The sequence below is a fragment of the Halovenus aranensis genome, assembly GCF_900100385.1.
GTDB classification, from domain to species: domain Archaea; phylum Halobacteriota; class Halobacteria; order Halobacteriales; family Haloarculaceae; genus Halovenus; species Halovenus aranensis.
The window spans coordinates 254,036-274,727 of record NZ_FNFC01000001.1; the positions used below are offsets into that span (position 1 = coordinate 254,036).

A 20,692-nucleotide genomic window follows, 5' to 3' on the forward strand; every position below is an offset into this window, starting at 1 on the left:
TGGTCAGCACGGTACCCGCGTATCTCGTTGCAGTTGACGGAGTCTCTCGATAATTCCTGGGCTGATAAAACAGCGAAATATGTACAACAGAGGGGTGTCTGGGTTTGAGCCACGAACACGAGGCTGTCGTCATGCCTGACCCACACGAGCGCCGGCGCTCACGAACAGAAGACACGCCCAGGCCCGCCCGCCGAACCGTCCTTGCAGCGAGTGCGACCCTCGCCACGGCAGGCATAGCGGGCTGTTCAGGAGACAGCAACGCAGAATCAGAACCGACAGAAACACCGAACCCAACACAGACTGAAACAGAAACAACTGAAACACCTGAAACTACGCCGACAGAAGCACCTCAAGTCGTTGCCACAAACATCGAGTTCGTCGAGGAAAACGGGGACGAAGTCAAAGACCTCGCACAAGTCAACATCCAGACCAGTGGAAACCCTCAACCCGACGCAGTAAACGCCTCAATCAACGGCCAACAAGTAGGACTAACCCCAACCGAAGACGGATTCGTCAGCGACACAGTACCAGTCAACCGTGAAGGAAGTTACACGGCACAGGTCGAAACCAGTGAACAAGTAGAAACAGAACAAGGAAGCTTGGAAGACACGGCAGAATACTTCCTGACAAACGGCCCACAGTTCAGTCAAAGAGAAGACACACCCGGAATAATAGACATACACCTCGAACCAGACCAAGAAACACCCGGAACACTGGAACGACTCAGCGAAAACGTACTAGAAGCCTCAGTAAAAGTCGACGACCAAGAACAAAACATACAACTACAAAAAACAGGAGACGAACCCGGCTACCACGCCACCGTCAACGCATACAAAAACAGCGAAATAACCGAAGACATCAGCATCGTACTCAACCAACTCCAAGACTTCAAACTCGCCGAAGACAACCTCACCGCAGAAGCAACACAGATAAATCCAGAAAACAAGATCACGGCCGAACAAGTCTACAAAAACCAGTCAACTGAATCAGTACTAACAGAAGAAGAAATAGAAAACCTCGAAAACTACCAAAACGGCAAACCCACAAACCTCGGCCAACTCATCAAAGAACTAAACAAACACGCAGACGCCACCCGAAGACAGCTAACAAAAGACTACAAAACAATCACACACCAAGACCTCGGCATCAACACAGACCAAATCAAAGCAATAGAAAGAACATCCACCAGCGGAGAAAACTACACCGCAATATTCTACAGAGAAAACACAGACACCAACTGGAAAAAAGCACTCGCCGAAGCACAAAGCAATAAAAAAACAGCACCAGAAGCAGTCCTCCTACCCGGCGAAGAAGTCAACCCCATGGACTTCGAAGCCAAAAGAATCCTCCACGGACTCCACGACCACGACGACACTGGCAATGTTGCTTCAATTGATTTCGAGCAGATGGCTGGGATAATCGACAACAGTAATACTGAAGAAAATCTAAGCGAAAGTGAGTGGGAAGAAAATCTGGAGAGAGGAGATAAATATAATGACAGCCTTGTGATCGGAGAAACACCTGGCGATATTGAGATCGGTTATACGCCAGATGTCAGAGGATATCTCGGTGATATAATCCATCCGAGGGATGGTGACGCTGCGAAAGAACTAGAGCTAATTGAATCAGCAACAGAGTACCTCCATAACGCAGTACCGGAAGACCGCTACATGCAGATAGATGTAGCAGAAACAGTCGAAGAAGGAGAAGAACTCATCGACCTAGAAGACGGAAACACCATGTACGCCACCACAGTAGACGAAGAAACACACAAAGAAAATGTAATGGAAATATACGACTTAGATGACAACTAGTCATCAGCCCAAATTATTAATCGGGTTTCTTCCTTCTCTCCCTCCAAACTCTCCACCCTCACCAGTTGGGTACCAGTTCCAGTCGATGATTCCGGTTTCGTCTCCGAGGTCTGCTTCAGTGTACGGGATTTCAGGGTCAGGTGATGTACCGATGTTTCCTGCGTCGTCGGTGCCTTCGATGATGTATCCTGCTGTGGTGAAGCCGAGTTCGCCGTTTCCACTGAGTTCAAACTCGTTTTTATAGAATACGTCGTTGTCCTGTGCTTGCTCCGGCAGGTGGCTGATATCTGTTATCTTCTGGTTTAAGCCGTAGGCGCAGCTGTATGTTTCCTGGTTTACACCGCTGCGGTCGCTGATGTTCGTGGTGATGTAGACGTCTCCGCCTTCGTACTTGTTGACTGTTTTGCTGCCGCCTTCGCTGGGTCTTTCACCGGTTTCTCCCAGCCAGCACTCCGCATCAATCGCCAACGGTTCAGCCCAGTCCTCCTCACCTGTCGCAGAAACACTGTACGCCTTCTCCCATGCACCACCCAAACCCTCCAACTTGAATCCGACGGGGCCAGACCACCGTTTTCAGCGTCGGGTGTCCGCGCTCGCTGGGGGCACCGCGTGGCGACCAGCCGCCACGTGCGTAGTTGCGGGTCGTCGGCCCGTCCCTCGCTCCTCGAAAAACGTGGGTAAAAACCGACGGCTCGGCCGGCCTCGGTGGCGGTGAAACCCCTCGCTCGGCGTCTGCTTGTGCGTCGTTTCGTTCAGGACGTGTGTCTCGCCGAGCCACAGACGATGCTGTTCGCCCAAATACCTATTGGTAAGACCAACGTATTACGTCTATATGTCTGGAACAACTACAGAAGGAAACGGAGATGACGAGATTGTCACGGTGAACTTCAAGCTCACCGAGTCGTTCCTGGACGAGATCGACGACACGTGGCAAGGACGTGGCTTCAACAGCCGGAGCGAGTTCATTCGCTACACGCTGCGCGACGCTGTGGAGTTCCCGACGTTCGACCGCGACGAACTCATCGCCCTGCTTGGGGCCGAAGAAGATGTTCGGGAGGGACAGACAATGACGGCAGACGAGGCGCGCGAGCGGTTCGGCACGGACGATGAATGACGACGAGTGGACGTGGGAACTCTCCTCGACCGCGCAAGGCGACCTCGATGGGCTCTCGCCAGATGAACAAGAGCGGATACTCGACAAACTCGACGAAATCACGACGTCTCCGTGGCGTGAGCCGCCTGCCTACGGCGAACCACTCCAGAATAGCCCGTACAAGAAGATTCGTATCGGCGAGTTTCGGCTCTCCGTCGCCTTCCGGCAAGACGAGTGTCGAGTAGTAGTCGCCCGAATCAAGCGTCGTGGTGGCGCGTACACGGCTGACGACGATTAACTGACCGACGGTACCGAGAAAAGTCCTGCGCTACGCGTAGGTTTCTTCGAGGTACTCGACGATGTCGTCGCTTTCGGGCATCCCCTCGATGCCGTTGGTGTTGTCGACGAGCACCGGGACTCCGGTCTGGCCGCTCACCTTCTCGACTTCGGTCCGCTCGCTGTGGCTGCGGGGGACCATGTGAGACTCGTAATCGAGGCCGAGCTCGTCGAGTTTGTTGATTACTTTCTCGCAGTACGGACAGCCCTCAAGCTCGTAGAGTTCAAGATCTGGCATCGAGAATAGATACGAATCGGACGAATAAGAAAGGGGCGGTACTGTACAAGCATTGGGACCGCCGCGGCCGGTCACTCTGCGTGTTCGTCGAGCAGCTCCGAGGCCGTCAGCAGCGACTGGAGTTCGACGCCGGCGTCGGCGAGGTTCTCGCTGGCCCCTTCCTCGCGGTCGACGACCACCAGCACGCGGTCGACGACGGCCCCGGCCTCCCGGAGTGCCTCGACGGCGTCGACGGCGCTCTGGCCCGTGGTCGCGATGTCTTCGAGCACGACGACCTCTTCGCCCTCCTCGAACTGGCCCTCGATGCGGTTGCCGGTGCCGTACTCCTTTGCCTGCTTGCGGACGATGACGTAGGGGTTGCCGGCGGCGACGCTGGTCGCGGCAGCGAGCGGCACCGCACCGAGCGCGACGCCCGCCAGTGTCTCGTCAGTGACGCGGTCGGCAAACGCCGCCGCAATCGCCTCAAGACAGTCCGGGTCCGTCTCGAAGAGGTACTTGTCGACGTAGTAGTCGCTGGTGCCGCCGTGTGACAGCTCGAACTCGCCGTATTTGACCGCGTCGACGCCACGAAGGAGGTCGATGAGCGACTCCGTCATATCTCGGCACAGACGACCGGCGGTAATGGCTCTGGCGGTCTCCCCGGCCGAGCCCGCAAGTCACAATCACTATGACCACGGGGGACAGACGAGTATGCGAATGAACGTATTCGGGTCGAGCGGCGTCCGCGGTGTCGCGCTCGACGAGCTGACACCTGCGGATACGGTCGAACTCGCGCAGGCAGCAGGGGCTGTGTTCCGAGACCGGAACGCACGGGTCGCCGTCGGCCGCGACAGCCGTCTGACAGGGGAGCTGTTCGTCCACGCGGTCGCCAGTGGTCTGGCGAGTGTGGGCTGTGATGTCGACTGTCTGGGCGTCGTGCCGACGCCGTCGCTCCAGGCGTACTGCGAACAGGCGGGAGTTCCGGGCGTGATGGTCACCGCCTCCCACAACCCGCCGGAGTTCAACGGTATCAAGCTCATCGGTGACAACGGTGTCGAGTTGACCCGTGATACCCTCGAACGGGTCGAGAGCCACCTGGAAGCCGAGTCGGCGATGACGACCTGGGACGAGGCCGGCGAGATTCGGAGCACTGAGGGCGCAAACAGCGCGTACCGCGAGCAACTCCTCGAGGCAGTCGACCGTGACCGTATCGCCGGGGCAGAGCTGACGGTCGCGCTCGACCCCGGCCACGGAGCCGGGTCGCTCACTAGCCCCGGCCTGTTTCGCGAACTCGGCTGTACAGTCAAAACAATCAACGCCCAGCCAGACGGACGATTCCCCGGCCGAGACCCTGAACCGGTCCAGGAGAACCTCGCCGAACTCGGCCGCCTCGTCGAGTCAGCGGGTGCCGATATCGGCATCGCCCACGACGGCGACGCAGACAGGGCCATCTTCTTCGACGAGACCGGTGCCTTCGTCGACGGCGACGCCGCACTCGCCGCGCTGACAGCCCCAGAGCTCGACGCCGGCGACACTGTTGTCTCGGCAGTCAACGCCTCACAGCGACTCGTCGACGTGACGACCGACGCCGACGCGTCACTCAGACTGACACCAATCGGCAGCACGCATCTTATCACCGCGATTCGGGAGCTCCAGGCCGCCGGCGAGACAGTCTCGATTGCGGGCGAGGGCAACGGCGGCATCATCTACCCCAGCTATCGCGTCGCGAGAGACGGGGCTTACACCGCTGCTAGGCTGTGTGAACTCATCGTCGAGACGCCTCTCAGCGAACTAATCGCACCCTACGACGGGTACGCTAACGTTCGCCGGAACATCTCGTACGACACCGACGAGGAGCGCGAAGCGATGATCGACGCCATCAGCGCCGTTGCCGAGGAGGCCGACGCCACGGTCGATACGACCGACGGCTACCGGCTCGATTACGGCGACGCGTGGGTGCTTGCCCGGCCAAGCGGGACGGAGCCAGTCATCCGCGTCTACGCAGAGGCAAGGTCCCAAGAGCGTGCCGAGACGCTCGTCGACCAGATGGCCGGTGCAATCAGCTAATCGGCGAGATACTCGTCCTGAATTGCTATCACGTCACTCGAATCAGCACAGTCAGCGTACCGCTTCAGCGGCTCCTCGTTGAGGTCGAGAAACGTCTGTCCCCACGAGAAATGCGAGAGGACGCGCTCGGCCTGTGTGCGCTCGCCGAGGATACACAGCGCCCCGGCGAAGGCCTCGACCGTGTTCAACTGGAAGGCAGTGCCGTAGTTGATTGGGTTACTTGCGACCAGAAACGGGAGCGAGCGCTGGCTGCCCGCGAGGTCGAAGGCTTCGGCCTCGGCCGTCTCCCAGGAACAGTCGAGCGCGACGAGGCGACTCTCGTCTGAATCGGCCGGCGAGAGCGCCCGCTCGGCGAATGGGTTGAGGACGATTCCCGGCGGGGTCGCCCGCGTCGAGCGGTGTAAGGCGGCCTCGTCGAATTTCGCGAGTCGCCGGGCCGTACACTTCTCGGGGTCGTCGTTGCCCTCGTATCTGACGTGAAGCTCCACACCGCTGCTAGACAACAGCGGCACAAAAGCCGTACTGTCGACGGTCGGGACGGTCCCTCACAGCCGGGTGGGCAGACTTTTGTGCGTCGCTGCAGATACGACAGCTAATGACAACGGCTCGGATGGAGAGGGGGGCCACGCCGATTGTCGCAAATATCCTGCTGGTCGGCATCGCGCTGGTTATCGGTGTCGTTCTCATCACTGTCTCGTTTGGATTCCTCGAAGAGACGGGCGCGCCGACGCCCGAGGCGACCTTCGAGTACGAGCAGACGCCGGTCGGCCTGCAGATGACGCCCGAGGTGCTGGGGACGGACGTTATCGTCAAACTCAACAACAACGAGGTAGCGACCTTCGAGGCCGACAGCGCCGGCCAGTCGGTACTTATTCCGACCGCGCCAGACGACACTATCACAGTCATCTCTCGTGACGAGGACCGGGCGGTGCTGGTCAACAAGGAGATAGACCGGCGTAACGAACTCGGTGACTTCATCGCCTACTACAGCTTCGACTCCGGCGGCGGCAACGTCACCGACCGCTCGGGGAACGGTAACGAGGGAATCCGGAACGGCGGCACCGACTGGGTGAGCGACGAGGACGGTACTGCCCTGGATTTCGATGGCAGTTCTGGAACGTACGTCGACGTCGGTGACCTCACCGTCGACGGTCCCGACCGGGTTGAGGAACTCACGGTGGCAATCAGGTACAAACACCACGGGGGGTCGGGCATTCAGAACCTCATCGAACACCAGGACTCGAATTTCGCCTGGTTCATCGAGACCGACGGCAAACACGGCGACCCACATCAGATGGAGTGGAACGTCGGCTATAAGACAAATCCGAGTGGGAAGATACCCACCGGCGACATCTCTGGGGGCGAGACGACAGTGCTGGTCGGCACCTACGACGGCTCCGAGATGACCCTGTACCGAGACGGCACCAAGATTGGGTCACGCACGTTCGAGCGCGATGTGGCGCTCGGCGAGGTGATTGTGGGTGCTGACTCGGACCCCAGTTCCGTCGGCCAGAATCTCGACGGCCGCATCTACGAACTCCGGCTCTACTACGCCGCCTTCGACGGTGATGACGTCGAGGCAATCACGAACGCCATGTCCTGATTGTCCCGGTACTACCGGCGTCGTTCCCAGTCCACGGACCGGTGCCTGTAAAGTTAAGTAGCCAAACCGTCAACATCGGATAATGGCCGAAAACGGGGAGACGGCACCGGGGTTCGACCTGCCGGCCGTCAGAGCGGGGGAGTTCGTGCGGCTCTCTCTCGACGAGCATGTCGGCGATAGCGTCGTCGTTCTCGCCTTCTATCCCGGCGATTTCGGGCCGAACTGTGACGACACTTCCTCTGGCCTGGACGACCTGGACCTCTTTGCGATGCAGAAGGATACGACTATTCTCGCAGTCTCTGGCGACAGCATCTTCAGCCACCGGGTGTTCGCTGAGGAGTACGACCTCCACATCCCGTTGCTGTCTGACGTTCACGGCGAGGTCGCCGCCGCCTACGGCGTCGCTGCCGACGACGACAGATACACCTGCAATCGGGCGGTGTTTGTCATCGACAATCGAGAACAAATCGAATACGCGTGGGTCGCAGACGATATCGAGACACAGCCACCCACCGAGGAGATACGCGCAGCCATCGAGCGTATCGGCGACGACCGGACGGCACTGGCGCGGTACCGCGTCGGTCACGCCCACCACGTCGAAGGACGACGCGCATTTACGAGCGCGATGGACGCCTACGAGCAACGAGAGTGGATGCTCGCGAGCAGGGATTTCGCACAGGCAACCGAGGAGTTCGACGAGGCCCACGACGAGTTCAACACCGCGGTCCGGTTCTCCGACGACGAGGAGGCGACCAGATACTTCGAGCGTGCCGAACGCAAAGCCGAGGCGCTCTGGCGGGCCGCAGGCTGGCTGAACGACTCTGCGAGCGCCTTCGCAAGCGGCGAGGGGAGACGGGCCGACGAACTCAGGGAAGACGCCGAAGGACCGCTCGAAACCGCCAGAGACATCCACAAACCGCCTGCGCCTGGCGACTTCCCACCCGAGGACGACCCCGCGTCAGACCCGTCTCAGGGCGACCGCGCTCCTGAGGAAGGGGGTCTCGGCCTCGCGACGGAGGCGGACGGTCAAGGAGAGTTCGTGCCGGTCGAGGACAGCGACGCGATGGATGCGACCGCCACCGAGACGGCAGCAGCGGCAGACGATGCGACGACGCCGGACGGCGCCGGGGACGACCCAGACGAGCCAGAACAAGCGCCTGCTGACGCCAGCGCGTCGGCCGACGACGAGACAGCGCCCGACATCGACGAGGCGGAACTCGAAGCTATCACCGCGGAACTCGAAGAGCAAAACGAATCCGGCGAGCCGGTCGACAACACCCCCTCGTCAGCCGACGACTCTGATACAGCGGCCGCCGACGACGACCCCGACGAGGACGATATCGAACTGGAGTTGACCGACCCGACCGACGAGGACGAGGACGAAGATGATTCGCCGGACGACCTCGGCGGCGACCACGGCGTCCCCGACTCGCTGTAAGCGTTATTCTTTTCGCCCTGCACCGACCGCCGACTCGCCGACTGGGTCGTGACCCTCGATGCGCTCCTGACCGTTCATGTACGGCCGGAGCGCCTCTGGGACGGTGATGGTGCCGTCGTCGTTCTGGTAGTACTCCATAATCGCCACCACGACCCGGGGAAGTGCAGTTCCCGAGCCGTTGAGGGTGTGGAGGTACTCGGCAGACTCGTGGCGTTCTGGCCGGTACCGGAGGCCGGCACGGCGGGCCTGGAACGCCTCGAAGTTCGAGACGCTCGACACTTCGAGCCAGCGACCGCCTCGCTCGGGACCGTACTCCATGTCGTCGGCCGGTGCCCAGACCTCGATGTCGTATGTCTTGGCAGAGGCGAACGTCATGTCACCGCCACACAACAGCGTGACGCGGTAGGGCAGTCCGAGCCGGTCGAGGACTTCCTCGGCCTCGCTGACGAGTTCCTTCAGGCGCTCGTCGCTGTCGTCTGGCTCGACGAAGTTGACGAGCTCGACCTTGTTGAACTGGTGTGACCGGACGATTCCTCTGGTCTCAGTGCCGTGTTCGCCGGCTTCACGCCGGAAGTTCGGGCTGTAGGCCTGGTGTTTCAGCGGCAGGTCGTCGGACAGCAGAATCTCGTCGCGGTACATGTTCGTGACCGACACCTCAGCGGTCGGACACAGCCAGAGGTCGTCGTCGTCGTACGGTTCGTCGTTGCTCTCGCCGACACGGTAGGCGTCCTCGGTGAACTTCGGGAGCTGTCCGGTGCCGGTCATCGACTCGCTGTTGACCGGAACCGGCGGGAACACCTCGTCGTACCCCTGTTCGCGGTGTACGTCGCGCATGAACTGGATGAGTGCGTGTTCGAGTCGCGCGGCGTCGCCTTTCAGGAAGTAAAAGCCGCCGCCGGCGACTTTCGCCCCGCGCTCGAAGTCGAGCAACTCCAGGTCCTCGCCGATGTCGTAGTGTGGCCGTACGTCCTCCGGGAACGCGCGGGTATCATCGAAACCACACCGTCGCACTTCCTCGTTGTCGAGTTCGCCATCGCCCGGCGGAACGTCGTCTTGTGGGACGTTCGGCACTTCGAGCAGGCGGGTTTCGAGTTCCGCTTCGAGTTCGTCTGCGCGCTGTTCTATCTCTTCGAGTTCGGCTTTGAGTTCTTGGGAGCGCTCGATTGCCGCCTGCGCCGCCTCCTCGTCGCCCTCGCGTTTGAGCTCGCCAATCTTGCTCGACACCTCGTTGCGCTCTTGACGGAGGTCGTCGCCCTCGGATTTCAGCGCGCGCCACCGCTCGTCGAGGTCGAGAATCTCGTCGACGTCGATGCCATCCGTGCCGCGAAGTGCCAGCCCTTCCCGGACCACATCGGGGTTCTCGCGGACGAACTGCCGTGATAACATAGATGGTGTTTCTCGGGCATCTCGCAAAACCATGTCGTTTGTCGCCCGCTGTCGGAACCACTATACACGCCCGCCGACAGCACAGCGTATGGGATTGCTGGGACGGCTCGGAGACAGGCCGCCGCGGGTCGGACTGTTCGTCGACGGCCCGAACGTCTTCCGCGACGAGTTCGACGTCGATCTCGACGACCTGCGGGAACTGGCCGCCGACGAGGGCCGACGGACGATGACTCGTCTCTATCTCGACGAACACGCGACGCCGAAGCTGGTCCAGGCCGCAGAAGCACGAGGGTTCGCGGTCGTGACGACCAGCGGCGACGTGGATGTTCGACTCGCTGTCGACGCGACTGCCGCCGCTGTCGATGATAGCATCGACGTGCTGGTCGTCGTTTCACGAGACACAGACTTCAAGCCGGCACTCGAACAGGCGGCGGCCGCCGGCGTCGAGACCGTTGCCGTCGCTCCGGGGTCATACGGCCGGTCGGACGCGCTCAAAAACAGCGCACAGCGATCGATGACGCTCTGACCGTCTGTCGGAGCGGCGCTACGATTGTCCGACGTTGAAGCCCTTATCGCGGAGGAAATCCTCGACGCGGCCCGTGTGGTTTCCCTGAAGTTCTATCTGCCCGTCGTCGACAGTACCCCCACAGGCGAACTTGGACTTCAGGTCCGAGGACAGGCTGTCCATGTCGACGTCGCTGGGGTCGAATCCTTCGATAATCGTTACCTCTTTTCCGTAGCGGCGCTCGTCGATGCGGACGGTGATTTCCTGGGAGTCTTTGGCGACGTCTTCACAGACACAAAGCTCCTCGGGCAGCCCACACGTCGAGCAGACTTCCGACATTACAGGCTCGACGTACGAAAGCGATATACTAAACACTGTCGGGACGACCGCCACACAGGGCGAATTATCGCCAGCCGTCGCCCTGTCGTTGCGTTTCACTCCGCCGCGCGGATATCTTCGAGGCGTTCGAGTGCCTCGTCGGCATCAGCACGGGTCACGCCGTCGGCGTAGCGGGCCTGTTCGTACAGTTCGAGGACGCGGCGGGCGTCCTCGCCCGCGTAGACATCGTCGAGATACTGGCGCACTGTCTCGCCGGTCCGGCGCGGTCGATGGCGGCTTTCGAGGACGAGCAACAGCTCTTCGTAGGCCCGCTCGACGTCAGTCTCGGGGTCTGTCTGCTGTCGGAACCGAACCGAGAGGCGACGCAGGAGGGTTCCGCCGATGCCCGCCTGACGAGTCCAGGCGACGAGACCGGCAACGGCGACCAGCGAAACCGCCATCTGCTCGCGCGAGGGCGACGGAACGCTGAATCCGCCGCCAGCTCCGTCGCCGCCGGCGGTATCGCTCGGCGAGAGACCAGCACCCTGTCCGAACTGCTCTTCGACGACTGCGCTGGGAATATCGTCGGGGGTGGTGGCCGGCTCCTGTTCGACCGGCTCCTCGACGGTCTCCTGCTGAATGTCGGTGTCGCTGGCGTCGCCGGAACCGCCGTCACCACCACCGCCTGTCCCGCCGCCGACTGCGGCCCGTTCGGTCTCCTGTCGCGGGTCAGCCGGGGTCGGGTCGAACTCGACCCAGCCGACATCGGGGAAGTACACTTCGACCCACGTGTGGGAGTTCAGCCCGCGGACCAGATACTCGTTTTCGCCGACCGCCTCACCGGGGGTGTACCCGACGGCCATCCGTGCCGGAACCCCCTGAGAGCGAAGCATCGCGACCATCGTCGTCGCGTAGTAGGTACAGTATCCCTCGTTCATCTCGAACAGGAACGCGTCCGCGATATCGCCCTCCGGTCGGTCGACATCGAGGGAGTAGCCGCGGTTGGCTTCCAGCCACTGTTCGATAGCCACGGCAGTCTCGTACGCTGAGTCTGCGCCCTGTGTAATCTGTGCCGTCCGCTCGCCAACCCGGTCGGGCGTACTACTGGGGAGTTGGGTGTACCGCGTCCGTATCGACTCGGGGTAGTTCTGTCCCGCCTCGAGGAGTGTCTCTCGGTCGGCGTCGGGGACCGCACTGCGGACCTCGACTGTTTCGCCCTCCTCGAACGTCCGGTCGAGGCCGAAGCCGCCGTCGTCGTTCACCAGCGTCTCGGCGGCGACTGAATCCCCGACAGCGACCGGCTGCCACGCCGCCGGAAAGATGTCGAGGTCCTGTCTCGCCTGTACGGTCTGTGTCAGTTCGCGAGACGGCCCCGGCGGACCGTCGACGTCTGTCGACGAAAGCGGCGACGACTCACCAGTTCGTATCCAGCCGTCGCCGGTGTACCGGTCGTAGCTCCCGGTCCGCCAGAGGCGTGGTTCCTCGCTCGTGACGACAAAGCGCGGCTCGGGGGTCTGTGTGACCTCGCCGACGATATCGAGTGACGCGTCGCCGGTGATGACCGCCCCCTCCATCGTCCCGGTATCGTCGCCGAGGAAGGAGACGGGGCTGGCGGTTCCGCCGGGGACGACCGTCACGGCAAGCGGGACGAGTACCATCGCCGCGAGCACGACGACAGCCTGGTCGGCTGCCCCCGACCATCCCGTCGCCTCTATCTCGCCGAAAGCAACCGAGACTGCCCCGGAGACGACACCGAGCAGCGTCACGGTCGTCCCGGCGTCGCCGGTCAACACCAGATAGGTGAGCATCCCACCCCCTGCGACGACAGCGCCGAGGTACTGCTCTCGGAGCGCGAGATACCAGGTCACGAATATCGGCGTCGGCACCACCGTCAGCGCCCACACGTCGGCCTGGCGAATCCGAAGGACGCTCTCCCCGGTGAGCAACTCGATGTTGTTACTCACGAGCGTCAACACGTCGATACTGACTTCGAGGGTCAGGACGTGCCAGCCGGTCCCCGCGACAAACAGCAGGGCTGTGACCGCAAGCGCGCCCTTGAGCCGAAGCACCCGCGAGAGCAGTGTCGCCGACAGCAGCGTCGCCAACACGACTGGATAGAACAACAGCGGGTCACCGACCGTCCCGACGACATCAAACAACACCAGCAAGAACGAGGCGAGCAGTCCGACGGTCCCCCCGAGTGCGAACACCCGAGAGAGCGGGACTGCACTGACCGACGCACCGAGCCAGGTCGCTGTTGTCTGCCGTGCGGTCATGCTGTCACCTCGGCGACAGTCGCCGTTTCGCGGTCATCTGCTGACCCCCCGCCGGTCCCGTCGATGTGGTCGAGGAACGCCGAGACGCTGTATTCCGTGGCTCCGACACGGACGACGAGTTCGCGCTGGACGTAGGTAATCTCTACGTCGGCCGCCTCGGAGCCGACCGGCGCGGTCGTCCCGTGGCCGGTCCGGGCGAGCAATCCCAGGACACTCTCCCGGTGGGTTTCGCCTTTGCCCGGCGGGACGTGTCCCGTCGGCGTCGCTACCTCGACGCTGTGGTCTGCCGCCAAGGCGCTGTCGGCTATCGTCGCCGCGATGCGTGCCATCTCGTCGGTCTCGCCCGGCGGTACCGTGCCGACAATCGTCACGGTCTCGTCGCGTTCGGTCGGCGCGAACTCGGCGACGAGGAACTCGTCGTGTTTCGCGCTCGATTTCCAGTGAATGCGTCGTAGCGGGTCACCCGGCTGGTACTCCCGTAGCCGGTCGAACTCCTGACGTTCGGCCTCCAGTTCGTCGGCGAACAGCCGGTCGAGTACTGCACTGTCGCCGACGGTGTACCGCTGTGGGTAGACAGTCACGTCGGTCGTACCAGCCATATCGACCGTTCGTTCGAGTAATCCGAGCGGTCCCCGGAGCGTTACCTCTGGCGGGCCGATGCCGTGGACGCCACGGGCGGTTAACTCGAGTTCGTAGTCGACGGTCTGGGGCAGCGTCACGCGCCTACCGCTCGTGTTGCCGTCGACACCCGCTGGAAGCGCAAGCGCGACCGTCGCTAACCCGGTCCCCGAGAACGCGGCCGTCAGCGTCCGGTCGTCGCCGGGAAAGCCAGCTTCGACGGCCGACAGCGTCACCGTCGGGTCGTCGTTCCGGGCGAGGACGACCGCCCCCACGAGCAATGCCCCGAGCAGCGGGGCGGCGATAGCGTTGAGCGAGCGTGCACCGAACAGCCAGCCCATCACCACCGCGAGAACGACGAGAGCGACTGCGACTCGGCCACGACGTGTTAGTTGCATGTTATGCTGGGTCGACAGAGTCGAGTGCCTCCCTGACGAGCGCTGTGCTCTCCTCGTTACGTCCGGTCCGGACTCGGTGTCTGAGCACGGGGATAGCCTCTGTCTGTACGTCGTCCGGGATGACGTACTCGCGGCCGGACAGCAGCGCACGGCCCTGTGTTGCCCGGAGCAAGGCGATGGTTCCCCGCGGGCTCGCACCCAGGCTCGCGTGTTCGCGGGTGTAGTTCGCCAGTTCGGTGGCGTACTCCCGAATTTCCTGTGAGACAGTCACTTCGGCCGCTCGGGCTCTGGCCCGGCGGAACTCGGCCAGCGTGACTGCCGGCGTCAGCTCTTCGATTGGGTGGTGACCGACGACGCGGTCGAGCATCTCGACTTCCTCGTAGGGTTCGGGGTAACCGAGTGTCACAGTCTTGGTGAACCGGTCGAGTTCTGCCATCGGCAGTTCGTACGCCTGGTCGCCCTCGACGGTGTTCTGTGTCGCGATGACAGTAAAAGGGTCCTCGAGGTGATGGGTCTCGCCGTCGACAGTGGCCTGTTCTTCCTCCATCGCTTCGAGCAGTGCCGACTGGGTCTTCGGTGGCGCGCGGTTGATTTCGTCGCCGAGGACGACGTTCGCGAAAATCGGACCGGGGCGGAACTCGAACTCCTGGGTCTGTTGGTTGTAGATGTTGACGCCGGTCACGTCGGACGGCAGCAGGTCCGGCGTGAACTGGACGCGCTTGAACGTGCCGTCGAACGACCGGGCGATAGAGCGCGCCAACATCGTCTTCCCCACGCCGGGAACGTCCTCCAGTAGTACGTGCCCGCGCCCAAGCAGCGCGGTCATGACGTGTTCGATCTGCTCGTGGCCGCCGACGACCACCTCCTCGACGTTCTCGATGACCGCCGTCGCCACGTCACTCGCCGTTTCGACATCCACCGTCTCTGTGGGTGTGCCCTGTTCGGCCTCCTGGAAGTCTGTCTCGGGATTCGTCATAGATTCATGCTGATAGCAGCCGACGTAAACTGCGGGTTCGCTAGGTACCCTCTTGCATCCCGAGGATACTAAACGTGCTGTCTTGACACTGACCCACACGAGGGGGCCGTCTGTCGTCTGTCTGACGAGGCATTATGGGGACCGACGGCAACATACTCGATAACTGCGCATGGCCGAAACAACACACATCACTGTCGCCGAAACCAGTGACGGGCCCTGTGGGAGCGCCCAGCCCGGCACGGATGTCTCTCTCCCCGTCGTCGAGTTGCTGACCGGTCGCGGGTTCGTCACCGGCAAGAGCGGCTCCGGCAAATCGAACTCTGCCAGCGTCATCGCCGAGAAGCTGCTCGACAACGAGTTCGGGCTGCTCATCGTCGACATCGACGGCGAGTACTACGGTCTCAAAGAGGAGTACGAGATTCTCCACGTCGGCGGCGACGAGGAGTGTGACATCCAGGTGACGACCGAGCACGCCGAGAAAATCGCCTCGCTCGCGCTCGAACAGAACGTCCCGATTATTCTCGACGTATCGAGCTACCTCGACGAGGGCGAGGCCGAGGAACTGCTAACGGCCGTCGCCCGGAGCCTCTTTGCCAAGGCGAAAAAGCAAAAACAGCCGTTTCTGTTGCTCGTCGAGGAGGTCCACGAGTACATCCCCGAACGCGGGTCGGTCGGCGAGTGTGGGAAGATGCTCATCAAAATCGGCAAACGCGGGCGCAAGCACGGCCTGGGCATCTGTGGTATCAGCCAGCGCCCCGCAGACGTCAAGAAGGATTTCATCACGCAGTGTGACTGGCTGCTCTGGCACCGCCTGACCTGGAACAACGACACGAAGGTAGTCCAGCGCATCATCGACGGCGAACACGCCGACGCCGTCGAGAACTTAGACGACGGCGAAGGCTTCCTGATGACAGACTGGGCAGAGCAGGTCCGTCGCGTCCAGTTCCACCGTAAGAAGACCTTCGACGCGGGCGCGACGCCCGGACTCGATGACTTCGAGCGGCCCGAACTCAAAAGCGTCAGCGATGACCTCGTCTCCGAACTCACCGAGATAAGCGAGGAGGAAGCAGAACGCGAGAACCGCATCGAGGAACTGCGTGAGGAACTCGATAAGAAGAACTCCCGTATCGCCGAACTGGAGCGAGAACTGCAGGACGCCCGCGACCTCCAGCGAATGGCCGACCAGTTCGTCGACGCGCTCGTCGGCCACGTCGAAGGGGCCGCGCCCGGTCGGACCGAGCGCGAGCGGATGCGCTCGGGGCCACGCGCGCCCTCGATGCCGGGCGAGCAGGCCACACTCGAAGAGACGGCCGAGGACGGCGACCAGCAGACAGAGCGCCCCGGTACTGACCTCCAGGAGGCGGCCTCGGCCGTTACCGGTGGTGTTTCGGAGACCGATTCGGGCGGCGGTGAACCCGACGCCGAGCCGGCAGCAAGCGACGATTCGCTGCTCGAACCGACCGAAGCACAGTCGAACGGGGAGGGAGTTGTCTCAGACGGTGACGGCGAGTTCCCGTCGTGGACCGATACCGACGGCCCATCGGGTGGCGTCGATGCCGATACACTGCTGGGCGAGGTGCGTTCCCCGCCCGAGAGCGTCGACGAGGACTGGCCGAGTGACCGCTCGCAGACGCCCCGCGAGCAAATCGAGTCGACGATTCGCAACGACGCCGAAATCATGGACGAAGACGACAGCGAGCCTCTCGTCGTCAGAGAGTGTAAAGCCGATATCGGCGCACTGCCGACGAACACGCGCAAGATGCTCGCCTTCTACCGGGAATTCGGGCCGGCGACGCCTCTGGATGCCTTCTTCGGGGCCGACGGCGAGGAGAATCGCACCGAGGCCTACTCGCACAACCGAGAGCTACGGACCGCCGGGCTCGTCGAACACGTCGGCCGCGGCCACTACGACTACTGTCTGCGCGACCGACTGGTCGAGGAACTCGACGACTACGTCGACGAGGAGACAATCGACGGCTACGTCCGAGATATCGAACAGACGACGGACCTCTGAACAGCGTCATCGCCTCGTCGCATCTGGCGGCACGAAACGATTTTTGTTGTGACTCGAAACCCCGGCCTATGGGCGATGATACCGGGAGTGAGTGGCTGGTTGCACTCGATATCGCCTTCGGCAATGTCACCGGCGTGGTACTCGGCATCCTACTCGGGAACCTCGCGCTCGGTATCGCTATCGGAGTAGGCAGTGGCACTGTCCTCGGTACCGCCCTTGCGAGTCGGTAGTACTGGACCGCCCTGGCCCGTCTATCAGTCGACCAGTGCCTCCAGGGCCGCCTGCGGGTCCGCGGCCTTTGCGACGCCGCTTGCGAGCAAGACGCCGTCCGCGCCGAGTTCTTCGGCGGCGGCGATGTCCTCGCCGGTCGAGATACCGGCACCACAGTAGACCTCTATCTCGGGGTCGACGCGCTTTGTGGCCGCGACGGCGTCCCGGACGATATCGGGGTCGGCCTGACTGACCGGCGTTCCGGTGCCGATGAGCTCCGGTGGTTCGACCGCGACGGCATCGGGGCCGAGCGCGGCGGCGGCGGCAATCTGGTCGGGATTGTTCGCACAGACGACCGTCGACAGCTCTGCCCGCTCGGCGGCGTCGAGGCTGGCGTCGATATCGGCGAGTTTCAGACGGTTCTCGGAGTGATTGAGAAGGGTCCCGACTGCGCCGGCGTCGGCGGCTGCTTCCGCGAGCGTCGAGCCGGTGTGGCTGCCGTGGCCGACCGGACTGACGTGCTGTGCCCAGGTCTCGGCGCCCGATTGTGCGACGGCCTGGATGTGGGCGGCCTGTGGGGCGATTGCCACGTCGGCGCCGTGTTCTGTTGCTACGCGCTCGGCCGCCTCCGCGACGGCAACCGGGTCACAGGGGTACGCTTTCAGATTGACGAGGACGAACATATCCGTGGCAGGGACCGGGCCGGGCAAATAGGTTGTGAGTTACCGCCAGTGAGCTGCCGATACTGTGCCCTCGGGTGTCTCGTCGAGAGCATTCCCACACTAGCCAAATCAGTTTGGTGTGTCATATATATCCACACAGGACATTCTGACAGTATGACGACGACAGAACAGCGGACGCAGACACTCCATCCACGGTCACTGGCTTTGCTCCGCTGGACTGGTGTTATCGCGGCCCTCGCCAGCGCAGGCGTTCACTTCCTGCTTGGTGTCCGGATGTTTCCAGATGGGCTCGGTATCAGCTTTCTCGTTGCGGGACTCGGGTTTCTCGCCGGTATCGCGCTCGCTCTCGCCGACGTTCGCCGCCGGGCAGTCTACGCGCTTGGCATTCCGTTTACCCTCGGGCAAATCGTTCTGTGGTATCTGTTCAACTTCACGGGCGATGGCAAATCGTTCCCCGGCGATATCGGAACACTCGGCGCTATCGACAAAATTGCACAGGTCATCCTCATCATCGTAGTGGCCGTACTTCTGTGGGACAGTTCGTGACGGTGAGTCGTGTGCGTGCCTGTTGTCGCACGTCCGGTGTGTGTCGTCGGTCTGTCGATTCACGCGCCCGACGGAGGGGGTTGTAATGGGGACTCAGATAGAGCGAACGCCGGTCCAATCTGTCGTTCACGTTGGCATCTCGCTTACTGTTGGGATTGCCCTTACCGCCGTTCTGTTCGTCGTCGTTCCCGAGAGGGACATCCCAGACGCTACCGTCCACCCTGCCGTCGTTACTGGTGCCTGTCTGGCCGGACAGCTCCTCTATCTGAGTTACAGTCTGGACGCATCTGTCCTCGTCCAGTCTCCCCGGAGTGCGGTGTTCGGGATAGCAAACGCTGTCACGCTTCTCCGCGGGGCGCTGTACGCTGTCGTCGCGGGGTTTGTGGTTGTCCCGGCCGAGGCAGCGATTGCCTGGGTGCCGGCAGCGTGTTACGGGGTTGGCGTCGTGTTGGACCAACTCGACGGCACTATCGCGCGGACAGTCGGCCAAGAGACGACGTTAGGGACCCGTCTGGACCAGGCCTTTGACACATTTGGCTTCGTCGTCGCGCCACTTGTGGCAGTGTTGTGGGGCGCACTGCCCGTCTACTATCTCGCTCTCTCGGGAGCCAGATACGCGTTCGTCGGTGCGGTGTGGCTCCGCCGCTGGCGCGGCGGGACCGTCTATTCGTTGCCAGACAGCGACCTCGGGCGATATCTCGCTGGCCTCCAGATGGTCTTTATCACTGTCGCGCTCGTGCCGACGGCCCCGACAGCATACGTCCACAGCGTCGCGCCGCTGGCGCTCGCGCCTTCGATTGCGGTCTTCGTGCGAGACTACTACCACGTCACCGGCCGGCTGGGGACGACACACTGATTTGTCCATCGGCCACGAATCTCCGGTATGCTGTTCCCGACACATCTTGCGGCCGCGGGTCTGTTTTCCAGAGCCAGCGACCTCTCGCCGCTGTGGCTCGTCATCGGGGCAGCGATGCCGGACCTCGTGGACAAGCCACTCGGCCTATTCGGGATAACGACGCTGTTTCACTCGGTTGGACACGCTGGTCTGGTTGTTGTCGTTGCCCTGGTTCCGATTGTACTGTCGAGCCGCGGTGGACTGGCCCTAGCAACGGGGTGGGTGTCACATCTTGTCCTCGACGCGGTACACGTCATCGTCAACGGACGGGCTTCCGATGCGCTGTTTCTGTTCTGGCCGGTCGTCAGGCCGCCAGACCCGCCGGCGATTCCACCGGGGTCGTTTTTCTGGTACTATCTTGGAACACCGTCGTTCTATCTCGAACTGCTCATCTGGGGGATACTGGGTACTGTCGCCGTTCGCATAGCTCGCCATCGACTGGAGCGAACTGACTGAGGTAACCAATGAGAATAAAGCTGCACAACCGATACTCTGTGGACATGTACGGCGCTCTCACTGACGTTCTGGATTTCATCACGCGGGTCGACAACCAGGTCGTCGACGTTGTCCTTGCGTTCCGACATCCACTCCTGACGAAGGTGATGACATCGGTGACTGGCCTCGGCTCTGGGACTGCCGCGCTCGTGTTTTTGGGTGTCTGCTATCTCGCCGGGTGGGACGAGGAACTCTACACCAGTGCCATCGCGCTTGCAATCACCGGCATCTGTGTTGCGACGTTGTGGGCAACGATTCAGCGACCGCTGCCACCCGGGCCGGTCTGTATGACGGGCGATACGAGCAGTGTTGCTGCGTCGTTTCCGTCGGGCCACGCCGGTGCAGTTACCATCTACGCGATGGCCGCTCGAAAGTCGTCGGTGCTCCCGTTCGGTGTTGTGGCGCTCCTCGCTGGAACGATAGCCATCTCACGAGTCTATCTCGGCACTCACTACTTCTCGGATACGGTCGCTGGCGTGCTGATTGGGGTTGTCGCGTTCTACGGAGCCACCCGACTGCGCCAGCACGCGCTGGTGACGCAGGTAACGGACCGACTGTAGGCGGTCTGCACGACCGTCTACAGGACAATCAGTACAATATATCCGAGAATAATCGTGACAACCATCCAAAACACATACCGAAGCAGCATCTGTTTCTTGTCTTCGGCCTCGTTCTCACCGCCGGGCTGACTCCACATACCGCAATACCACGGACCGCCTGTACTGAACGTTACGACAGGTCTCTCGCGTAGAAGCAGCGCCCCCTTTCGACGCGAACGGAGAAACGGAGCCTCTCTGTAGACTC

At 62.0% G+C, this 20,692-nt stretch carries 23 protein-coding genes; 13 read left to right on the forward strand and 10 right to left on the reverse strand.

The genetic code is table 11. The features are described 5' to 3' along the window. Positions 1 to 104 precede the first annotated feature (104 nt). Positions 105 to 1,814, forward strand: a complete 1,710-nt coding sequence (locus BLR34_RS01330; protein ID WP_176765197.1) for a hypothetical protein — start codon at positions 105 to 107, stop codon at positions 1,812 to 1,814. 3 nt (positions 1,815 to 1,817) lie between these two features. Here the strand turns inward: BLR34_RS01330 and BLR34_RS01335 are convergent, their stop codons facing one another. Next, positions 1,818 to 2,348: a hypothetical protein gene (locus tag BLR34_RS01335; RefSeq protein WP_092698646.1), complete on the reverse strand. Its 531-nt coding sequence runs from the start codon at positions 2,346 to 2,348 to the stop codon at positions 1,818 to 1,820. A 298-nt stretch (positions 2,349 to 2,646) separates the two neighbouring features. Here BLR34_RS01335 and BLR34_RS01340 point away from each other — a divergent pair, with 298 nt between their 5' ends. Both BLR34_RS01340 and BLR34_RS01345 read left to right on the forward strand, forming a co-directional pair. Next, positions 2,647 to 2,928, forward strand: a complete 282-nt coding sequence (locus tag BLR34_RS01340) for a ribbon-helix-helix domain-containing protein (RefSeq protein WP_092698648.1) — start codon at positions 2,647 to 2,649, stop codon at positions 2,926 to 2,928. Beyond that, a complete protein-coding gene (locus BLR34_RS01345) occupies positions 2,921 to 3,205 on the forward strand; it encodes a type II toxin-antitoxin system RelE family toxin (protein ID WP_092698650.1) in 285 nt (94 codons plus the stop codon). Before BLR34_RS01340 ends, BLR34_RS01345 begins: the two co-directional genes overlap by 8 nt. A 30-nt stretch (positions 3,206 to 3,235) precedes the next feature. On the opposite strand, the gene BLR34_RS01350 is transcribed toward BLR34_RS01345, so the two are convergent. Both BLR34_RS01350 and pyrE read right to left on the reverse strand, forming a co-directional pair. Next, positions 3,236 to 3,481 carry a glutathione S-transferase N-terminal domain-containing protein gene (locus BLR34_RS01350; RefSeq protein WP_092698652.1) on the reverse strand — a complete coding sequence of 82 codons (246 nt, stop codon included), beginning with the start codon at positions 3,479 to 3,481 and terminating at the stop codon, positions 3,236 to 3,238. Between the two features lie 71 nt (positions 3,482 to 3,552). Next, positions 3,553 to 4,077 (reverse strand): orotate phosphoribosyltransferase, encoded by a 525-nt coding sequence (gene pyrE / locus BLR34_RS01355; protein WP_092698654.1) that lies wholly within the window; start codon positions 4,075 to 4,077, stop codon positions 3,553 to 3,555. A 100-nt stretch (positions 4,078 to 4,177) separates the two neighbouring features. On the opposite strand from pyrE, the gene glmM reads away from it, so the two are divergent. After that, positions 4,178 to 5,527, forward strand: a complete 1,350-nt coding sequence (gene glmM, locus BLR34_RS01360; protein ID WP_092698850.1) for a phosphoglucosamine mutase — start codon at positions 4,178 to 4,180, stop codon at positions 5,525 to 5,527. Here glmM and BLR34_RS01365 read toward each other — a convergent pair. Continuing rightward, positions 5,524 to 6,015, reverse strand: coding sequence for a DUF367 family protein (locus BLR34_RS01365; protein ID WP_092698656.1), 492 nt, complete (start codon positions 6,013 to 6,015; stop codon positions 5,524 to 5,526). The genes glmM and BLR34_RS01365 overlap by 4 nt on opposite strands. Positions 6,016 to 6,122: 107 nt before the next feature. Between BLR34_RS01365 and BLR34_RS01370 the strand changes: the two genes are divergently transcribed. Together BLR34_RS01370 and BLR34_RS01375 are read left to right on the forward strand one after the other, a co-directional pair. Next, positions 6,123 to 7,130: a LamG-like jellyroll fold domain-containing protein gene (locus BLR34_RS01370; RefSeq protein WP_092698658.1), complete on the forward strand. Its 1,008-nt coding sequence runs from the start codon at positions 6,123 to 6,125 to the stop codon at positions 7,128 to 7,130. A gap of 82 nt (positions 7,131 to 7,212) precedes the next feature. Continuing rightward, complete coding sequence (locus BLR34_RS01375) at positions 7,213 to 8,568, forward strand: redoxin domain-containing protein (RefSeq protein ID WP_092698660.1); 1,356 nt, start codon at positions 7,213 to 7,215, stop codon at positions 8,566 to 8,568. Positions 8,569 to 8,571: 3 nt separating this feature from the next. Here the strand turns inward: BLR34_RS01375 and serS are convergent, their stop codons facing one another. Continuing rightward, positions 8,572 to 9,954 (reverse strand): serine--tRNA ligase, encoded by a 1,383-nt coding sequence (gene serS / locus BLR34_RS01380; protein WP_092698662.1) that lies wholly within the window; start codon positions 9,952 to 9,954, stop codon positions 8,572 to 8,574. An 88-nt stretch (positions 9,955 to 10,042) separates the two neighbouring features. Here serS and BLR34_RS01385 point away from each other — a divergent pair, with 88 nt between their 5' ends. Further along, positions 10,043 to 10,480 (forward strand): NYN domain-containing protein, encoded by a 438-nt coding sequence (locus BLR34_RS01385; protein WP_092698852.1) that lies wholly within the window; start codon positions 10,043 to 10,045, stop codon positions 10,478 to 10,480. 18 nt (positions 10,481 to 10,498) lie between these two features. Here BLR34_RS01385 and yciH read toward each other — a convergent pair whose 3' ends face one another. The 4 genes from yciH to BLR34_RS01405 all read right to left on the reverse strand — a co-directional run bounded on the left by yciH (position 10,499) and on the right by BLR34_RS01405 (position 15,045). Next, the gene (yciH, locus tag BLR34_RS01390; protein ID WP_092698664.1) at positions 10,499 to 10,798 is read right to left on the reverse strand and encodes a stress response translation initiation inhibitor YciH; all 300 of its coding nucleotides are present in this window, start codon (positions 10,796 to 10,798) and stop codon (positions 10,499 to 10,501) included. 95 nt (positions 10,799 to 10,893) lie between these two features. Further along, positions 10,894 to 13,053 (reverse strand): transglutaminase TgpA family protein, encoded by a 2,160-nt coding sequence (locus tag BLR34_RS01395; RefSeq protein ID WP_092698666.1) that lies wholly within the window; start codon positions 13,051 to 13,053, stop codon positions 10,894 to 10,896. Beyond that, positions 13,050 to 14,069: a DUF58 domain-containing protein gene (locus BLR34_RS01400; RefSeq protein ID WP_092698668.1), complete on the reverse strand. Its 1,020-nt coding sequence runs from the start codon at positions 14,067 to 14,069 to the stop codon at positions 13,050 to 13,052. The genes BLR34_RS01395 and BLR34_RS01400 overlap by 4 nt, the downstream gene beginning before the upstream one ends. A 1-nt stretch (position 14,070) precedes the next feature. After that, positions 14,071 to 15,045, reverse strand: coding sequence for an AAA family ATPase (locus tag BLR34_RS01405; protein ID WP_092698669.1), 975 nt, complete (start codon positions 15,043 to 15,045; stop codon positions 14,071 to 14,073). 169 nt (positions 15,046 to 15,214) lie between these two features. Between BLR34_RS01405 and BLR34_RS01410 the strand changes: the two genes are divergently transcribed. Together BLR34_RS01410 and BLR34_RS16810 are read left to right on the forward strand one after the other, a co-directional pair. Then, positions 15,215 to 17,059, forward strand: coding sequence for a helicase HerA domain-containing protein (locus BLR34_RS01410; RefSeq protein ID WP_092698671.1), 1,845 nt, complete (start codon positions 15,215 to 15,217; stop codon positions 17,057 to 17,059). Between the two features lie 68 nt (positions 17,060 to 17,127). Continuing rightward, complete coding sequence (locus BLR34_RS16810; protein WP_176765198.1) at positions 17,128 to 17,289, forward strand: hypothetical protein; 162 nt, start codon at positions 17,128 to 17,130, stop codon at positions 17,287 to 17,289. A 24-nt stretch (positions 17,290 to 17,313) separates the two neighbouring features. Here BLR34_RS16810 and tpiA read toward each other — a convergent pair whose 3' ends face one another. Then, entirely contained in the window at positions 17,314 to 17,952 is a 639-nt protein-coding gene (gene tpiA, locus BLR34_RS01415) for a triose-phosphate isomerase (protein WP_092698673.1), read from the reverse strand. A 153-nt stretch (positions 17,953 to 18,105) separates the two neighbouring features. On the opposite strand from tpiA, the gene BLR34_RS01420 reads away from it, so the two are divergent. The 4 genes from BLR34_RS01420 (at position 18,106) to BLR34_RS01435 (ending at position 20,448) form a co-directional block, all read left to right on the forward strand. Then, positions 18,106 to 18,498 carry a DUF7475 family protein gene (locus tag BLR34_RS01420; RefSeq protein WP_092698675.1) on the forward strand — a complete coding sequence of 131 codons (393 nt, stop codon included), beginning with the start codon at positions 18,106 to 18,108 and terminating at the stop codon, positions 18,496 to 18,498. An 85-nt stretch (positions 18,499 to 18,583) separates the two neighbouring features. Beyond that, positions 18,584 to 19,354, forward strand: coding sequence for a CDP-alcohol phosphatidyltransferase family protein (locus BLR34_RS01425; protein WP_092698677.1), 771 nt, complete (start codon positions 18,584 to 18,586; stop codon positions 19,352 to 19,354). A 27-nt stretch (positions 19,355 to 19,381) separates the two neighbouring features. Continuing rightward, a complete protein-coding gene (locus tag BLR34_RS01430; protein WP_092698679.1) occupies positions 19,382 to 19,849 on the forward strand; it encodes a metal-dependent hydrolase in 468 nt (155 codons plus the stop codon). Between the two features lie 44 nt (positions 19,850 to 19,893). Next, complete coding sequence (locus tag BLR34_RS01435; RefSeq protein WP_092698681.1) at positions 19,894 to 20,448, forward strand: phosphatase PAP2 family protein; 555 nt, start codon at positions 19,894 to 19,896, stop codon at positions 20,446 to 20,448. Positions 20,449 to 20,692: the final 244 nt, after the last annotated feature.

Bases quoted from the DNA above. Each gene is read 5' to 3' on its own strand.
- pyrE (WP_092698654.1), bottom strand. From the start codon at position 4,077: ATGACGGAGTCGCTCATCGACCTCCTTCGTGGCGTCGACGCGGTCAAA.
- BLR34_RS01410 (WP_092698671.1), top strand. From the start codon at position 15,215: ATGGCCGAAACAACACACATCACTGTCGCCGAAACCAGTGACGGGCCC.
- BLR34_RS01435 (WP_092698681.1), top strand. From the start codon at position 19,894: ATGTACGGCGCTCTCACTGACGTTCTGGATTTCATCACGCGGGTCGAC.
- BLR34_RS01425 (WP_092698677.1), top strand. From the start codon at position 18,584: ATGGGGACTCAGATAGAGCGAACGCCGGTCCAATCTGTCGTTCACGTT.
- tpiA (WP_092698673.1), bottom strand. From the start codon at position 17,952: ATGTTCGTCCTCGTCAATCTGAAAGCGTACCCCTGTGACCCGGTTGCC.
- BLR34_RS01400 (WP_092698668.1), bottom strand. From the start codon at position 14,069: ATGCAACTAACACGTCGTGGCCGAGTCGCAGTCGCTCTCGTCGTTCTC.
- serS (WP_092698662.1), bottom strand. From the start codon at position 9,954: ATGTTATCACGGCAGTTCGTCCGCGAGAACCCCGATGTGGTCCGGGAA.
- BLR34_RS01375 (WP_092698660.1), top strand. From the start codon at position 7,213: ATGGCCGAAAACGGGGAGACGGCACCGGGGTTCGACCTGCCGGCCGTC.
- BLR34_RS01350 (WP_092698652.1), bottom strand. From the start codon at position 3,481: ATGCCAGATCTTGAACTCTACGAGCTTGAGGGCTGTCCGTACTGCGAG.
- BLR34_RS01370 (WP_092698658.1), top strand. From the start codon at position 6,123: ATGACAACGGCTCGGATGGAGAGGGGGGCCACGCCGATTGTCGCAAAT.
- yciH (WP_092698664.1), bottom strand. From the start codon at position 10,798: ATGTCGGAAGTCTGCTCGACGTGTGGGCTGCCCGAGGAGCTTTGTGTC.
- BLR34_RS01340 (WP_092698648.1), top strand. From the start codon at position 2,647: ATGTCTGGAACAACTACAGAAGGAAACGGAGATGACGAGATTGTCACG.
- BLR34_RS16810 (WP_176765198.1), top strand. From the start codon at position 17,128: ATGGGCGATGATACCGGGAGTGAGTGGCTGGTTGCACTCGATATCGCC.
- BLR34_RS01395 (WP_092698666.1), bottom strand. From the start codon at position 13,053: ATGACCGCACGGCAGACAACAGCGACCTGGCTCGGTGCGTCGGTCAGT.
- BLR34_RS01385 (WP_092698852.1), top strand. From the start codon at position 10,043: ATGGGATTGCTGGGACGGCTCGGAGACAGGCCGCCGCGGGTCGGACTG.
- BLR34_RS01405 (WP_092698669.1), bottom strand. From the start codon at position 15,045: ATGACGAATCCCGAGACAGACTTCCAGGAGGCCGAACAGGGCACACCC.
- BLR34_RS01345 (WP_092698650.1), top strand. From the start codon at position 2,921: ATGAATGACGACGAGTGGACGTGGGAACTCTCCTCGACCGCGCAAGGC.
- glmM (WP_092698850.1), top strand. From the start codon at position 4,178: ATGAACGTATTCGGGTCGAGCGGCGTCCGCGGTGTCGCGCTCGACGAG.
- BLR34_RS01420 (WP_092698675.1), top strand. From the start codon at position 18,106: ATGACGACGACAGAACAGCGGACGCAGACACTCCATCCACGGTCACTG.
- BLR34_RS01430 (WP_092698679.1), top strand. From the start codon at position 19,382: ATGCTGTTCCCGACACATCTTGCGGCCGCGGGTCTGTTTTCCAGAGCC.